16 protein-coding genes are annotated in these 14,910 nt (G+C 64.2%); 7 read left to right on the forward strand and 9 right to left on the reverse strand.

Annotation, left to right across the window (positions count from 1 at the left end; translation table 11 throughout):
* Positions 1 to 32 precede the first annotated feature (32 nt).
* Positions 33 to 1,634: a bifunctional metallophosphatase/5'-nucleotidase gene (locus JI749_RS07235; protein ID WP_201661541.1), complete on the reverse strand. Its 1,602-nt coding sequence runs from the start codon at positions 1,632 to 1,634 to the stop codon at positions 33 to 35.
* Positions 1,635 to 1,938: 304 nt separating this feature from the next.
* Here JI749_RS07235 and JI749_RS07240 point away from each other — a divergent pair, with 304 nt between their 5' ends.
* Entirely contained in the window at positions 1,939 to 2,397 is a 459-nt protein-coding gene (locus tag JI749_RS07240; protein WP_201661544.1) for a GtrA family protein, read from the forward strand.
* A 66-nt stretch (positions 2,398 to 2,463) separates the two neighbouring features.
* Positions 2,464 to 3,111: a ThuA domain-containing protein gene (locus tag JI749_RS07245; protein WP_201661548.1), complete on the forward strand. Its 648-nt coding sequence runs from the start codon at positions 2,464 to 2,466 to the stop codon at positions 3,109 to 3,111.
* 33 nt (positions 3,112 to 3,144) lie between these two features.
* On the opposite strand, the gene JI749_RS07250 is transcribed toward JI749_RS07245, so the two are convergent.
* A complete protein-coding gene (locus JI749_RS07250; RefSeq protein WP_201661551.1) occupies positions 3,145 to 3,783 on the reverse strand; it encodes an NrsF family protein in 639 nt (212 codons plus the stop codon).
* Entirely contained in the window at positions 3,780 to 4,331 is a 552-nt protein-coding gene (locus tag JI749_RS07255; protein ID WP_233280890.1) for a sigma-70 family RNA polymerase sigma factor, read from the reverse strand. The genes JI749_RS07250 and JI749_RS07255 overlap by 4 nt, the downstream gene beginning before the upstream one ends.
* A gap of 170 nt (positions 4,332 to 4,501) precedes the next feature.
* Here JI749_RS07255 and JI749_RS07260 point away from each other — a divergent pair, with 170 nt between their 5' ends.
* The 5 genes from JI749_RS07260 (at position 4,502) to JI749_RS07280 (ending at position 9,475) form a co-directional block, all read left to right on the forward strand.
* Positions 4,502 to 4,900, forward strand: coding sequence for a hypothetical protein (locus JI749_RS07260; RefSeq protein ID WP_201661554.1), 399 nt, complete (start codon positions 4,502 to 4,504; stop codon positions 4,898 to 4,900).
* Between the two features lie 84 nt (positions 4,901 to 4,984).
* Positions 4,985 to 5,836: a cytochrome b/b6 domain-containing protein gene (locus tag JI749_RS07265; RefSeq protein ID WP_201661557.1), complete on the forward strand. Its 852-nt coding sequence runs from the start codon at positions 4,985 to 4,987 to the stop codon at positions 5,834 to 5,836.
* On the forward strand, positions 5,833 to 6,621 hold the full coding sequence (locus tag JI749_RS07270) for a molybdopterin-dependent oxidoreductase (protein ID WP_201661562.1): 789 nt from the start codon (positions 5,833 to 5,835) through the stop codon (positions 6,619 to 6,621). Before JI749_RS07265 ends, JI749_RS07270 begins: the two co-directional genes overlap by 4 nt.
* A gap of 379 nt (positions 6,622 to 7,000) precedes the next feature.
* Entirely contained in the window at positions 7,001 to 8,521 is a 1,521-nt protein-coding gene (locus JI749_RS07275; RefSeq protein ID WP_233280891.1) for a DEAD/DEAH box helicase, read from the forward strand.
* 66 nt (positions 8,522 to 8,587) lie between these two features.
* A complete protein-coding gene (locus JI749_RS07280; RefSeq protein WP_201661564.1) occupies positions 8,588 to 9,475 on the forward strand; it encodes a 2-dehydropantoate 2-reductase in 888 nt (295 codons plus the stop codon).
* 10 nt (positions 9,476 to 9,485) lie between these two features.
* Here the strand turns inward: JI749_RS07280 and JI749_RS07285 are convergent, their stop codons facing one another.
* From JI749_RS07285 to JI749_RS07310, 6 genes are all read right to left on the reverse strand, one after another.
* A complete protein-coding gene (locus tag JI749_RS07285; RefSeq protein ID WP_201661567.1) occupies positions 9,486 to 10,898 on the reverse strand; it encodes an alpha,alpha-trehalose-phosphate synthase (UDP-forming) in 1,413 nt (470 codons plus the stop codon).
* A gap of 22 nt (positions 10,899 to 10,920) precedes the next feature.
* Complete coding sequence (gene otsB / locus JI749_RS07290) at positions 10,921 to 11,694, reverse strand: trehalose-phosphatase (RefSeq protein WP_201661583.1); 774 nt, start codon at positions 11,692 to 11,694, stop codon at positions 10,921 to 10,923.
* 341 nt (positions 11,695 to 12,035) lie between these two features.
* Positions 12,036 to 12,803 (reverse strand): META domain-containing protein, encoded by a 768-nt coding sequence (locus JI749_RS07295; protein ID WP_201661586.1) that lies wholly within the window; start codon positions 12,801 to 12,803, stop codon positions 12,036 to 12,038.
* Positions 12,804 to 12,873: 70 nt separating this feature from the next.
* A complete protein-coding gene (locus JI749_RS07300; RefSeq protein WP_201661589.1) occupies positions 12,874 to 13,362 on the reverse strand; it encodes an ureidoglycolate lyase in 489 nt (162 codons plus the stop codon).
* A 2-nt stretch (positions 13,363 to 13,364) separates the two neighbouring features.
* Positions 13,365 to 14,186: a bifunctional allantoicase/(S)-ureidoglycine aminohydrolase gene (locus JI749_RS07305; protein ID WP_201661593.1), complete on the reverse strand. Its 822-nt coding sequence runs from the start codon at positions 14,184 to 14,186 to the stop codon at positions 13,365 to 13,367.
* An 8-nt stretch (positions 14,187 to 14,194) separates the two neighbouring features.
* The gene (locus JI749_RS07310) at positions 14,195 to 14,878 is read right to left on the reverse strand and encodes a glutathione S-transferase family protein (protein WP_201661598.1); all 684 of its coding nucleotides are present in this window, start codon (positions 14,876 to 14,878) and stop codon (positions 14,195 to 14,197) included.
* Between the last annotated feature and the right edge of the window lie 32 nt (positions 14,879 to 14,910).

Raw genomic sequence — 14,910 nt, forward strand, 5'->3', positions numbered from 1 at the left:
TGGGCGCCCTTCGTATTTTCGGCAACCGGCGATCACTTGATCGCGGTGATGCGGCCGTCGGTATAGGGCGTGTATTCACCGCCCAGCTTGGCGATGTACTGCTCCACGACCTGGTCGAGCGGCGGTCCGAAGTCATAGGCATTATCGCCCTCGGCGAAGGTGCCGTAACCGTCGCCACCGGTGCGCAGATAGTCATGGGTAACGATGGTATAGGTGGCGGCCTCGTCGATCGGCACGAACTCCTCGCCCTTTTTGACCAGCACGTCGCTGACGCGCTCGCCCACCGGCTTGCTGATGTCGAACGAGAATTTCAGCCCGGCAACCTGCGGGAAGCGGCCGGCGCCGTTCTCGATATCGCTCACTCCGTTTTCCAGGGCATCGATGATGTCCGCGCCAGACAGATCGACGGTGGCCAGGGTGTTGGAGAAGGGCAGTACCGTGATGATATCGCCCTTGGTGATCTCACCGGCATCGATGGATGCGCGCAGCCCGCCACCGCTGATATAGGCGATGGTGATGCCCTGCTCGGCGACGCTGTCGAGCATGGCATCGGTCACCAGATTGCCCATCTGGCATTCGACGGCCCGGCAGGATTCGCGCGCGCCGTCGATCGGTCCGGTTGTGGTACCGATCACCACGTTCATGGCTTCCTTGATCGGCGCCGCGAGGGCCGCGAGCTGACCTTTGAAGTCCTCGTCGCCGGTCACTGACGCGTCGATCAGGAAGGGTTCGCCTTCGGCCTTGGTCACGACGCCATTGTCGTCCCAGGTGATGGCGATATCGCCCAGATACTTGCCGTACTGGTTGGCCTGCACCACCGGCACTTCCACGCCATCGGGATTCTTGACCATGGTGGGGTAGGGGCCGACGGCGCCTTCCATCGATCCGAGCAGGGAGTGGCTGTGGCCGCCGACAATCACGTCGACCAGAGGCACATCCGCGGCAAGCTGCAGATCGACCGTGTAGCCGATGTGGCTGAGCAGGATGATCTTCTTGACCCCTGCCGCGTCCAGCGCCGCCGCGGTGGACCGCACATATTCAAAGACGTCGTTGAACTCGATATTAGGGCCGGGCGAGGCGATATCGGGCGTGTCCTCCGTGGTCGCGCCGATGATGCCGACCTTCTCGCCGCCGATATCGAGCACGATCGAGCCTTCGATCTTGCCGGCGAGGCTGGGATCCTTGGAGACGTCGAAATTGCCACCAATGATTGGGAATTCGGCGGCTTCGATGAATTTGAGGAATTCTTCCGGGCCATCGTCGAATTCGTGGTTGCCGGTCGCGACCACGTCGAAGCCCATCTGGTTGAAGAAGTCCGAAACGACCTTGGACTTGTAAGTGGTGTAGTAGAGCGAACCCTGGAAGTTGTCGCCAGCCGACAGGAGCAGGGAGTTCTGCCCGTCATACTTGGCGCGGGTATCGTCGATGATGGTCTTGAGGCGGGCTATGCCGCCAAAGCACTCCCCCGCAGCGTCCGTCTCCGCATCGCAATCGGAATTGCTGCCCGTGATGGGGTCGAAGCGGGAGTGGAAATCGTTGATGTGCAGGATGTTGAGCGTGAAATCCGCGTAAGCCACGCCAGAAAAACCGGCGCAGAGGGTGAGCGCCGTGGCGCCGAGGAGCAATCGTTTCATCCCTGTATCCCTTTGTTTGCTTTGGCAGTCCGGGCTTTTGCGGACATTGGGCTCGACATGTGCGGTCCCGCGCATCGGCCAGGCAATGGGACGAGTTAACCAGTCTTTTGTGACAGTGAAAAGTGGACCTGTTGGTCAAATCTCTCGCGGTCATGTGGCGTTCATGACGCGTATGCAGGAATGGGGCTTCAATATCGGTCAACCATGCCGCAAGAACATCAGCGTGCGGCGGGACAGATAAACCGGCGGGAAAGGCAGGGACGCTAGTCTGGTGCCGGACTCGAAAGACCAGAAGGACCAGCCGATGAGTGCAGCCTTGCAGAGCCTGATGCGCGACATGCCTTCGCAGTCGCGCGCGCCGCTATTGGACGGGCTGATCGGCTTCCTGGCGATCGGCGCTGCGGGCGCGGGCGCCTTCGTGGTGTTGTCGACAGCGGTGATCTGGCTCAATACCGGCATTGCCGAATGGCTCACCAACGCAGCCTGCTATGCCGCACTGATCGTGCCGGTTTACGTGCTGCACCGACGCTATTCGTTCAATTCGGACGCTCCGCATAGCCAGGCGCTGCCGCGCTACATGGCGGTTCAGTTCATGGCGCTCGTGCTGGCGGCGCTGTTTTCCTTCATCGTGCATGGCGTGCTGGCCCTGCCCACGGTATTTGCCTCTATCGTGGTCATCGCCTTGACCTCGGGGGTCAATTTCATGGTGCTACGCAGCTGGGCCTTTGCCCGCGCACATTGGGGCGTTGCCGTACCGGCGTGATTGCCGGGGTTTCTTTAGCAGTTTCGTCAGGTATTCTCCGCGCCGTTGATTTGCGGAGTTGGCGGCATGAAGAGCGCTCTAATCGTTTATGGCGGGTGGTCCGGGCATGATCCGGAGGAATGCGCCGCCATCTATCGGCGATGGCTGCACGAGGACGGGTTTTCCGTGCGCATGGCGACGGAAACCAGCGCGTTTGCCGATCCGTCCATTCATGAGCTGAGCCTGATCATCCCCATCTTCACGATGAGCAAGATCGAGAAGGAAGAGGTCGAGAACCTCACCAAGGCGGTCGAAGGCGGGGTAGGGCTGGCCGGTCACCATGGCGGCATGAGCGATGCCTTCCGCGAGGCGGTGGACTACCAGTTCATGGTGGGCGGGCAGTGGGTGGCCCATCCCGGCAATATCATCGACTACACGGTGGACGTGGCCGACCCGCTGGACCCCATCATGGCCGGGATCAAGTCATTCCCCTACACGTCCGAGCAATATTACATGCATGTGGACCCCTCCAACCACGTGCTGGCGACCACGACCTTCACGGGCGATCACGCGCCTTGGATCTCGGGCGTGAAGATGCCGGTGGCGTGGAAGCGCATGCACGGCAAGGGCCGGGTGTTCCACTCGACGCTGGGCCACCAGGCCAAGGAATTTGACGTGCTGGAGATGGCGACGATCATGCGGCGGGGGATAAACTGGGCGGCGCGGGAGGAGTAGGCGGCGAGGGCTGGGTGGGTAACGTGTTAGCGCTTACCAGCGCAGCAAAAACCGGCCCAGCACCGCTCCGATCACGCCGACGATGACGATCCCCAGCGTGTACCACAGCGCCAGGAACATCATGCCCGTTTCTGCGCAGGCGAAGGAATAGACCCAGGCGCCGGCGCCGCCGGCCATGATACCGGCGGCGAAGCCGGCAAGGGTTGGGCTGCGCGGGGCGAGACGGCGCAGGGCAAGGATGGCACCGAACAGGATGGGCAGGCCCAGCACCACGATGCGCCAGGGGCAGACCATCGAGGTGCCGCCGACAATGAGCGGCATCACGTCGTCCGGTTCGGCGCGGACCAGCTGGTAGAACGCCAGGATCACCAGCAAGGCGAGCAGCGCCGAAGCGATATACCAGGGCCAGCGTGTGCGGCCATCGGGACGAGCCAGGGCCAGCGTGGCGACGCCACCGAGCAGGGCCACCGACAGCGTATAGGTGAACTTGGTCCAGAAGTTCATGGTGGCCATGGCGCTGTCCATGTCCGGACGCATGCCCAGCCACATGTTCATGGCGACGATGGCGACGACCGTGCTGAGCAGGGTGGCACCCACCAGCAGCCGTGCCATGGCCATGCGGCGCACCGGCTTGAGATCGGTCGAAAGGCGGGCGATGAGGTCGTCGGTCATTTCGAGCCCCCCGCGAAACGCGCGGCGAGCGCCTTGAGGCCGCGGTGAATGGAGACCTTCGCGGCTGTTTCGGAGATGCCGTGGGCTGCGGCGGCCTCGGCGACGGAAGCGCCATCGACCTTGGTGCGGCGGATTAGATCGCCGGTGCGGGCGGGAACGGCGTCAAGCACGACGTCGAGATCGCGGCGCGCCAAGGCGTCGGCGTTGTCGTCATGGGCGAAGATGGGGGCATCGTCCTCAAGCGGGACGGTGAGGCGGATGGACTGGCGGCGCACGTGGTCGACGAACTTATGGTGCGCGACCGCGTGCAGCCAGGCCGTGAATGGCCGGTTGCGGTCATAGGTCATGCGCCTTGTGTGAACTGCCAGCAGGGTCTCCTGCACGAGATCCTCCGCGTGCGATGCAAAGGCAGGGGTGAGCCGCCGGGTAAAATACGGACGCAGGTGACGGCCGAGTTCTGACAGCAGCGTGCGATAGGCCGCAGCATCGCCGTCGAGCGAGGCGAGCATCAAATCCCGCAATCGCATCTCGGTCGGATCAGTCTGCATTATCCATCCATTCGTGGCAGCCATCAGGATGGTTACACGCTGCCACCGAGAGAGGGAATGACGAAGTGACGATCACGTCGTCGTGAACAGGTAACCGAGTTGGCTGCCTGGTCGAATGGGGTGGCATGATCGCCTGCCACTGGGGCGGGATCGATCCAGGGAGACCCTTCATGTTCAGTACCCTTCGCGGCCTGTCGCTGGCCGCCACCCTTGCGCTCGCCTTCTCGACCGTTCCCGCAGCATTCGCCGAGGACGCCATGGCAACCGATGCGATGGCCACCGATGCGATGGCGCCGGCGATGACGCCGCTCACTGACGATGAGTTCAAGCTCTGCATGGAGCAGGCCGGCGCCATCACCTTTCCGGCAGCGCAGTATGCAGCCACTTCGGCCTGTCATGGCCTCCATGCGGGCATGGATGTGATGGGGGCGATCGACCGGGCGATGGCGCCCGCCGATGCAATGGCGCCCGCCGATGCCATGGCCCCAGCCGATGCGATGGCGCCGGACGCAATGGCTCCCGCCGATGCCATGGCTCCTGCCGACGCGATGGCACCCGCCACCAAATAAATTTCCGTGCTATGCATCATTTGTCCCGCGCAGCTCCGTTACTGCCAGCGCGGGGCAGGTGGCCTCGATGCTCAAGGGGATGGAATGAGCGAAGCCAATGAACTGCCGCCCGGCAAGGGCCCGCTGATCTATCGCCAGTCGATCTGGACGCGCGTGACCCACTGGACCTGGGCGATCTGCCTGTTTTTCCTGCTGCTGACGGGTCTGCAAATCTTCAATGCCCACCCGGCCCTTTACATTGGGCAGCAATCCGGCTTCGAATTCGAGAACGCCATCCTCGAGATCGGCGCTGTTAATACCGATGCCGGTCCGCGCGGTCAGACCACCATATTCGGCAACAGTTTCGACAGCACGGCGCTTGGGCTGGGGCTCAGCGGTACGCCGGAGCGGCCGACCTTTACCGCCTTCCCCGGATCGGTGACCATCCCCGGCTACCGCGACCTCGGCACCGGCCGGGTGGTGCATTTCTTCTTCGGCTGGATATTCGTGGCCACGATCATGATCTGGTTTGTCGCCAGCTTCATCAACGGGCACATCCGCCGGGACATCGTGCCCCGGCCGTCGGACATTGCCGGCGTGCCCAGGGACATCGCCGACCACGCCACGCTACGCTTCCACCATGGCCGGAGCTATGGTCCGCTGCAGAAGCTGGCCTATTTCGGGGTGTTCTTCATTCTCTTCCCGCTGATCGTGCTGACGGGGCTGACCATGAGCCCTGGCATGGACGCGGCCTGGCCGTGGCTGCTCGACCTTTTCGGCGGGCGGCAGACGGCGCGGACCATTCATTTCATCACCATGGCGCTACTGTTGGGCTTTTTCCTCATTCACATCATCATGGTGTTGGCCGCAGGGCCGATCAACGAACTGCGCTCGATGATCACGGGCTGGTATCGCGCCAGCCCCGGCACGCCCACCGCCGAAGGAGACAGACCATGAGCCGGCTCATCACCCGCCGCAATTTCCTGCGCAGTTCCGCAGTGGCCGGTTCGGGGCTGATCCTGGCCGGTTGCGACCAGTTCAACTTCCTGGGCGACAAGACCAACTCGGTCCGCCACGTGATGGAACAGGCCAATGTGCTGACCTACAACGTGCAGCGCACGCTGATCGGCGACCAGGTGCTGGCCCGCGAGTATTCGGCCAGCGAAATCCGCCAGGGGCAACGGCCGAACGGGTCCACCGACCCATCGACGCCGGAATACATGTTCCTCAAGATGCAGAATTTCGAGCCGTATCGCCTGACCATCAAGGGGATGGTCGAGCGCGAAGTGAGCTTCTCGCTGGCCGAGCTGCGCAATATGCCCATGCGCAGCCAGATCACCCGGCACGACTGCGTCGAGGGCTGGAGCTGCATCGCCAAGTGGACCGGCACGCCACTGGGACCGGTGCTCGATATGGCGGGCGTAAAGCCGCAGGCCAGGTTCTGCGTCTATCACTGCTACGACAATATCCAGCGGACGCTGTCGGGCGACATTCTCTACTACGAGAGCAGCGACCTGGTGGATGCCTACCATCCGCAGACGATCCTCAGCTACGGGCTCAACGACCAGGTGCTGCCGGTCAGCAATGGCGCCCCGATCCGCCTGCGGATCGAGCGGGCGCTGGGCTACAAGCAGCCGAAATATCTCCACACGATCGAGCTGGTCGACGACCTGACGCCGTTCGGCAAGGGCAAGGGCGGCTATTGGCCGGACCAGGGGTATGATTGGTATGGGGGGATTTGAGCATTCGACCTTCTCCCCGTGAGGGAGAGGTAGCGCGCAACCCGGCCATGCAGCGCGCCGCCCCGAATTTCCTTGCTATTTCAGGCGCCATCACCCATATCAGCCCCATCGTCACCGGCGCATGGACCTTTGTTGGATCCGCTGGCGCTAGAAATTTGGTGACGGACTTCTCTTCTTATCCCCTGCGGTGAGCGGCGAAGTCAGCCCGGAAACTACCCTGTTCGGCAGGATGTCCGGGTTCGAGCCAGCACCCGCGCGATATCTCCCTTATCGCCCGATTGCACCTGTTGATCCGCCGTTCCCCAGGGAATGGCGATTTGCGCGCTGCACTGTTCTGCGCGCTCGCAAGCGCCCTATCGGCGCAGAAAGACGTGTACACTTGAACGACTTTATTTCCCTCGGCCTGCCGACCATTCTCACCGACAGCCTGACTGCCGGCGGCTTCACCGAGCCCACCAAGATCCAGGCCCAGGCCATTCCCAAGCTCCTCGAGGGCCGGGACATGATGGGCATCGCCCAGACGGGTTCGGGCAAGACGGCTGCCTTCGGCTTGCCGATCCTTGCCGGCATCCTGACCCTCAATGGCCGCCCGCGGCCGCTGACCACCCGTGCGCTGATCCTGGCGCCGACCCGCGAGCTGGCGGTGCAGATCGACGAGAACCTGCGCAAGTTTGCCGGCTCCAAGATGAAACTCGATACCGTGCTGCTGCTGGGCGGCGTGTCGCGCTACCACCAGGTCAAGCGCCTCGAGCGCGGCGTCGACATCACCGTCGCTACCCCGGGTCGCCTGAAGGACCTGATGGACGACGGCAAGATCCGCCTCAACGAAACCCGCTGGCTGGTCCTGGACGAAGCTGACCGGATGCTCGACATGGGCTTCATTGCCCCGGTGCGCCACATCGTCAAGGCGATCGGCATCAAGCGCCATACGATGATGTTCTCGGCCACCATGGCCCCTGATGTCGCCGACCTCGCCAAGAGCCTGCTGCAGGATCCGGTGCGCGTGGATGCTTCGGTTGCCGGTTCCACCGTGGTCAAGATCGACCAGCGCGTCATCCTCTCGGGCGCCAAGGCCAAGCGCGGCGTGCTCAACGAACTGCTGGCCAGCACCGAAGAGAATATGGAACGCGTGATCATCTTCTCGCGTACCAAGCATGGTGCCGACCGTGTCGCCAAGAATCTGGAGATCGACGGCCACAAGGCTGCTGCCATCCATGGCAACAAGAGCCAGAATGCGCGCCAGGCGGCCCTCAAGGGCTTTGCCACCGGCGACGTGCGGATCCTCGTCGCCACCGATATCGCGGCGCGTGGCATCGACGTGCCGGGCATCACCCATGTGGTGAACTATGAACTGCCCGACGATCCGGAGAACTATGTCCACCGCATCGGCCGCACCGGCCGCAACGGCGCATCCGGCACGGCGATTACCCTGTGCGATGGCACCGAGCGCGGCAAGCTGCGCGACGTGGAACGCCTGATCCGCCGTACGTTGCCGGTCTCTGGTGACCTCCATACCGGCAACGACACCGGCGTCGTCGAGGCGCCGCGTTCGGCCTACAAGAAGCCTTCGGGCGGTCGTCCGGGCCCGCGCTCGGCCAAGAACCCGCGCAAGGACCAGACCGACCGCCGCTCGCCGGCCGAGCGTCGACCGTTCGCCGAATTCGCCAAGGAAGTCGGGAGCAAGAGCCAGCCGCATCACCAGCCGTCCGATACGCCGCGCAGCCGCCCGGCTGCGGAGGGCGTTCGTGGCCGGCCCGATGCGCCGCGCACCCGTCCGGTCGAGGGCAAGCCTGTGGCTGCCAAGCCCGCTGCCGGCAAGCAACGCTGGGGCAAGGCGCAGAAGGATGCGGTGCGCAGCGGCGGCCGGTCCAATGCCGATCGCCAGCGCGGCCGTGCATAACTGTCCGCGAGGAATCGATATATGAAGAGGGCGGCCCCGGTGGCCGCCCTTTTGTTTGGAGCTGCCATGACCTCTATCGCCATCATCGGACCCGGCGCGATCGGCGGCACGGTCGCGGCCTGGCTGGCGCAGGACTCCGATTTTGCGATCACGCTCTGCGCTCGCACGCCGCTGGAGGATCTGAGGGTGGAAACGCCCGGCCGGGTTCTCACCGCAAAGCCGAAGGTATTGACCGATCCGGCCGGTGCCGAGCCGGTCGACTGGGTGCTGGTGGCGACCAAGGCCTATGATGTGGAGTCAACCAGGCCCTGGCTCGATCGGCTGGTGGTGCAGGGGACGCGGGTCGGCATTATCCAGAACGGCGTCGAGCAGGTGCGGCTGTTCCAGCACCTGGTGCCGCCCGAGCGGCTTGTGCCGGTCATCATCAACCTGCCAGCGGTGCGCAGCGCGCCGGGCCGGATCGTGCAGAGCCGGCAGGGGTTCATCTGGGTTCCGGCGGGAGACAATGGCGACGCGCTGGTGGCGCTTTTCGCGCATACCGGGATCGAGGCGGTGGCCGATCCCGATTTCATCTCGCGTGCCTGGATCAAGCTATGCGGCAATTGCGGGGCCATCGTTCCGTCGCTGACATTGCGGGCAACGGGGCCGGTCTGGAGCGCGGAGCTCGAGGCCATTGTGCGTGCACTAGCCGAGGAATGCGCCGCCGTGGGCCGTGCGGAGGGTGCCACCATCCCGCAATCGGTTATCGATGGCGTGGTCGACAATGCCCGGACCTCGCCCGAAGGCTCGGTGGCCGGTTCGCTGCATGCCGACCGGCTTGCCGGCCACCCGATGGAGGTCGATGCGCGCAATGGCGTCATCGTGCGGCTGGGCGAAAAGCATGGGATACCTACGCCGGTCAATCGCATGCTGGTGACGTTGCTGGCAGCGTCGGGAAGTCCGTGGCTGCAGTGAGGGAAGCGCGTTACGCCACCGACGCCAGATACAGGATGTCTCGCGTAGCCGTTCCTCTAGCCGAGGCCGGAGCGAGGCGTTCGAGGAAGCTCTTCGACCAATCCTCCACATTGTGGTTGCGGGCGGCGGCCATCAGGCCCTGCCAGCGGGCGATGCGTTCGTCGCGCGGCATGTCGAGAGCCATGCGCAGGGCTTCGGCGGTTTCGTCGGTGTCGAAGGGATTGACCAGGATGGCATCTTCAAAGATCTCCGCCGCACCGGCGAAACGGGAGAGGACCAACACGCCCGGATCCTCCGGGTCCTGCGCGCCCACATACTCGTGGGCGACGAGGTTCATGCCGTCGCGCAGCGGCGTCACCAGGCCGACCCGGGCCAGGCGATAGAGGCCAGCGAGGCTTGGCTGGCCATAGGCGCGCTTCACATAGGTCAGAGGCTGCCAGTCGGGCTCGGCGAACCGTCCCATCACCCGGCCGCAGATGGCGTCGAGCGCGTCGCTGGTGGCCTGGTATTCCTTGATCGTGTCGCGGGAGGGTGGCGCGACCTGCAGCATGTGGACCTGGCGGCGGAAGCGCGGGTCGTTGGCCAGGAGCTTCTCGTAGGCTTCCACACGCTGCGGCAGGCCCTTGGAATAGTCGAGCCGGTCCACTCCAAGGATGAGTTGCTGGCCATGGAGCGCGAGCTCCATGCGCTTGACCATCTTGTTGGCCGCTGGGCTGGTCGCCAGCCGCGCGAAGGCATCGGGGTCCGAGCCGATGGGGAAAGCGTCGACCTCGGTGCGGCCGAAGTCGATCGCCTGGAGCGGCGAGCCTGATAAGGTCGCGGGCGCCTGATGCTCGGCAAATTCGGTGAATGCAGCGACGTCCCTCAGGGCCTGCATGCCGACCAGGTCGTAGCGCGAGAGGTCGCGCATGAGCTCTTGGTGGTGCGGAATGGCGTAGAGGGCATCGGAGGTGGGGAACGGAATATGCAGGTAGAAGCCGATGCGGTTCCGTGCGCCCAGGTTGCGCAGTTCGCTGGCGAGCGGGATCAGGTGATAGTCATGAACCCAGATGATGTCGTCCGCTTTCAACAGCGGCAGCAAGGCATGGGCGAACTGCTGGTTGACCCGGCGATAGCCCTCGTACCAATGCGCCTCGATGGTGGCGAGGTCGAGCCGCAGGTGGAAGCTGGGCCATAGAATGGAGTTGGAGAAGCCGGCATAATAGGCGTGGTGGTCATCGCGCGTCAGGTCGATCTGAGCCACAGAAAGCCCGTCGATGTCCTCGAAGCGGACGTCTGTCGCTGGGGTGTCGACCAGCTTGCCGGACCAGCCGAACCAGAAGCCTTCCCGCTCGGCCAGGGTTTTGCGGAGCGCGACCGCAAGGCCACCGGCCGCCGGACCCTTGCCCGGCGTTCGGTTGGAAACGACGATAATACGGCTCATGAAATGCCCCAGTTCAGTCCAGTCAGTGCATTAGCGCCACTTCGCGATCACGCGCGGCGATATCGCCCAGCCCCTGAATCAGCGCATGCACTGAGGCGACATTAGCGATGCGCATGCGCGCGGCCGTGTCGCCTTCGCCCAGCTTGATGCCGACGCCACCCAGGTCCTGGGCGGCGATGAAGGCGTCTTCATCGGTCGTGTCGTCGCCGATGAAAATGGGGGTACGGCCTAGGAAGGGCTCCTCGCGCATGAAAGCGCGCAGCGCCTCACCCTTGCTGGCGGCACGTGGCCGGGCCTCGAGGACCATCTTGCCAGGGACCAGGGTGAAGTCAGTGACGGCGTGAACCGCTTCTTCCATGGCGATGCGAACAGCGGTTTCCAGCTCGGGCGCCTGGCGGAAATGCAGCGCTACCGCGCCTTCCTTGTTTTCGAGAAGAAGGGAGGGGTTTGCCTGAACAAGTGGCGAAACAGCGTGAGCAATTTCCTCGGCGGCAAGGACGATAGCCGGATCGACGGTTTCGACGACGCCGTCGGCACGGCGGCGTTGGGTACCGTGGGCACCGGCAATAGGCAGGTGGAGGGGCGCCAGATAGCGGTCGATATCGGCGATTTCCCTGCCCGTCAGAACGGCAAAGGCACTGTCGAGTTCGCGCACCGCGCGCTCGAGCTGCTGAGCCAAGGTGTCGGGCACCTCAACGGCGTCGGGCGTTTCGGCGATCTCGACAAGCGTGCCATCGAAATCGGTGAAGATCGCCAGTTGGGGAATTGCATGGGGGGTAACCGCATCGATCGACATCACTGAGCCTTCCGCGAGATGATCCAGATGGGCAACGCGCGGTGCGGATTTTGGTTCGCCGAAACATGGCAGGCATGCGGCAACCGACATTCTGAACGGCAGATTAATGGGGCATTGGTCTGCGGTTCAAAGCGGGTTGATTAGAGGAGCGCATCGCTGACGAAGCCATGACGGCCAAGCCAGCCCAAGCGTCAACGCCATGTCCGGAATATCCAAGATGACCCAGCTTCTGCTCACCGCCCTGTTTGCCCTGGCAATCAGCTTCCTGACCTTCGCCGCCTCGTTCGCCGATGTGCCGCGCAGCGAAGTGCTGACGATCCAGACCCACGAATAGACCAGACTCAGGGCGTGCGAACGAGCCCTGCAAGGGGGATGCCGGCCGCATCGAACAGCTTGAGGGCGTCGCCCATCAATTCGTAACCGACCGTAGCGTCCAGGGCGGCAAAGAAACGCGCCTCCTGTGCCATGACGGCGGGATCGCAGGCCATGCGCGTGCCGGCGATCGGACCGAAGGTCAGCGGCGGCGTCTCGAAGCTGGCTTCGGTGAAGTAGTTGTTGCAGCCCCCATTGCCACCGGCCCGGTGATCGGCCGCAATCGACAGGGTCACGTTGGTCTGTGGCAGCACGGGTTCACCGCCGATGCTGGTGACGGTCCAGAGGACATCGAGCAGCGGATTGGGCGTGTCCACGGGGGGCAGAATCTGCTCGGGTGGGTCGTGCGGCGGAGGTGGGGAAAACTGCACCTCGATCACGTTGCCTGCCGGCTCGTCGCGGTCGACAACCGCCGGCTGCGCACTGCGGAAGATGACATACCCAGCGCTCCAGATTTCGGCGACGAGGCCATACTGGCCATCGGCATCGATCACGTCGCTGCGGACGTTGAGCGTGAACTGGATCGGCGATCCGGCCTTGTTGCCCAGATCGGCATGAGCGGAGGCAATATGCTGCTGGGCGGGCAGGCCCACCAGGGTGACCGTTAGGGCCGCGTCCGATGGCAGCACCATGCGCTCGCGAAAGGTCACCAGGCCGGAAAAGGTGACGTCCTCGGCCATGGCCGGCGCGGCCAGAGCAAATGCAAGCAGGGCGACGAGAATGCGGACCAGCCTCATGGCGACCTCCGTTTTGCCGAGCATAGCGCAGCGGGGTGACAGTTGCGAGGCCGTGGCCGGGACGCAGTGACTAGCGGGTTATCGTCCAGGGTTCGGCGAAGTGATGCTCCTGGAGGTTGTTGCCCTCGCCACCGCGGTCGACGACGAGATATTCGCTTGCAACATCGAGCGGGGTCAGCACGCCATGCCAGGTGTTCATGGCGATGTTGACGCCCTGACCCGGGGCGGGCTGGAAGGCGCGGAGCCGAACCGGCGTGCCGGCCTCGTCTTCGGCAGTGATGACCAGCCAGGGATTGGCAGACAGCGGGTAGAACGCCTGGCTGCCGAGCGGATGGCGTTCGACCAGCCTGAGGCTCAGCGGCAAAGCATAGGGTTCGCCCCGGAAGATGGAAATCAGTGGGCGGGCATGGACACCACCCAGTTCGACCCGCGCCAGGTCGTGGTAGCGCTCGGTCATGCCATTGTTGATGGGATAGTGGTGCGCGCCCGCAGTCTCGATGACCTGGCCGAACGGCGCGAAGGCCGCCGATGTCAGCGGCTCGACCACGATCGTGCCCATGACTAGAGGTCCAGCTTCATGTGGCGGTTAACGTCCTTGTACAGGAGGTAGCGGAACCGGCTCGGGCCGGCGTAGCAGGCCTGGGGACAGTAGGCGCGCAGCCACATGAAGTCGCCGGCCTCGACTTCGACCCAATCCCGATTGAGGCGATAGACGGCCTTGCCTTCGAGGACGTAGAGGCCGTGCTCCATGACATGGGTTTCCTCGAAGGGAATGACCGCACCGGGTTCGAGCGTGACGATGTTCACATGCATGTCGTGGCGCAAATCGGTGGGATCGACGAAGCGGGTCGTGCCCCAGGTATTGTTGGTGCCGGGCATCCAGATGATGGGTTCATCCTGCTCGTTGGCCACGAAGGCGGTCGGTGCCTCGATGCCATCGACCGCTTCGTAGCGCTTGCGCACCCAGTGGAAGCGGACGGGGAAGCTGCCCTTGTTGGCCAGGCTCCAGGCGCAGCCGGCCGGCAGGAAGGCGTAGCCGCCAGGCTTGAGCAGGTGGGTCTTGCCTTCGACCGTCAGGCTGGCTTGGCCATCGACGACAAACAGCACCCCTTCGGCCTGCGGATTGGGCTCGGGCCGGGTGCTGCCGCCACCGGGCATCACTTCCATGATGTATTGCGAGAACGTCTCGGAGAATCCTGTGAGCGGTCGGGCGATCACCCAGGCCCGGGTCTGGTCCCAGTGCGGCAGGTAGCTGGTAACGATGTCGCGCATAACCCCGTGCGGGATGAGGGCATAAGCCTCGGTGAAGACGGCACGTCCGGTGTGGAGAGCGGCTTGTGGGGGCAGGCCCGCTGCTGGCGAGGCGTAGGTGGTATCGGCCATGGGATTCCTCAGGCGGTCGCACGATAATCGGCGACGATGCGGCCGGCGGCAAGGGCTTCGCGCTCATAGGCCTGCTTGCGCCAGGTTTCCTTGACGGCGGCCTGGTACCAATCCTGCATGGACGGCAGGTCGAGCAGGCGCTGGGCATAGGCGCGGGCCGGGGCGCTGAGCTTGAGGTCGTAGCTCTGGATGCGGAAGGCGACGGCGGTGAAGAAGGCGTCGACGGCGCTGAAGCGGCTGCCGGCGAGGAACGGGCCACCGAAGCGGGTCAGGCCCTCGGTCCAGAGTGCGTCAAGGCGGGCAAGGTCGCTAGCGAGCCCGTCGGGGATGGATGCCAGTTCCACGCGAATGCCGACATTCATGCCGCAGACATTGCGCAGGCTGCCGAAGCCTGAATGCATCTCGGCTGCTGCCGAGCGGGCGAAGGCGCGGGCAACCTTGTCGGCCGGCCAGACCGTCGGATGGGACTCGGCGAGATATTCGGTGATGGCGAGTGAGTCCCAGACCACCGTGTCGCCATCGACCAGGCAGGGGAAGCGACCGCTCGGGGAGACATCGCCAAAGGCGAGCGCAGGGCCGTCGGTGAAGGGGCGGACCTGCTCGTCGAAGGGGATGGTCAGTTCGCGCATCAGCACCCAGGGGCGCAGCGACCAGGACGAGTAGTTCTTGTTGGCGACATAGAGTGTGTACATGGGCCCTCCCGATGACATCGCGCATAGCGCCT

The sequence above is a fragment of the Devosia oryziradicis genome, assembly GCF_016698645.1.
Lineage (GTDB): Bacteria > Pseudomonadota > Alphaproteobacteria > Rhizobiales > Devosiaceae > Devosia > Devosia oryziradicis.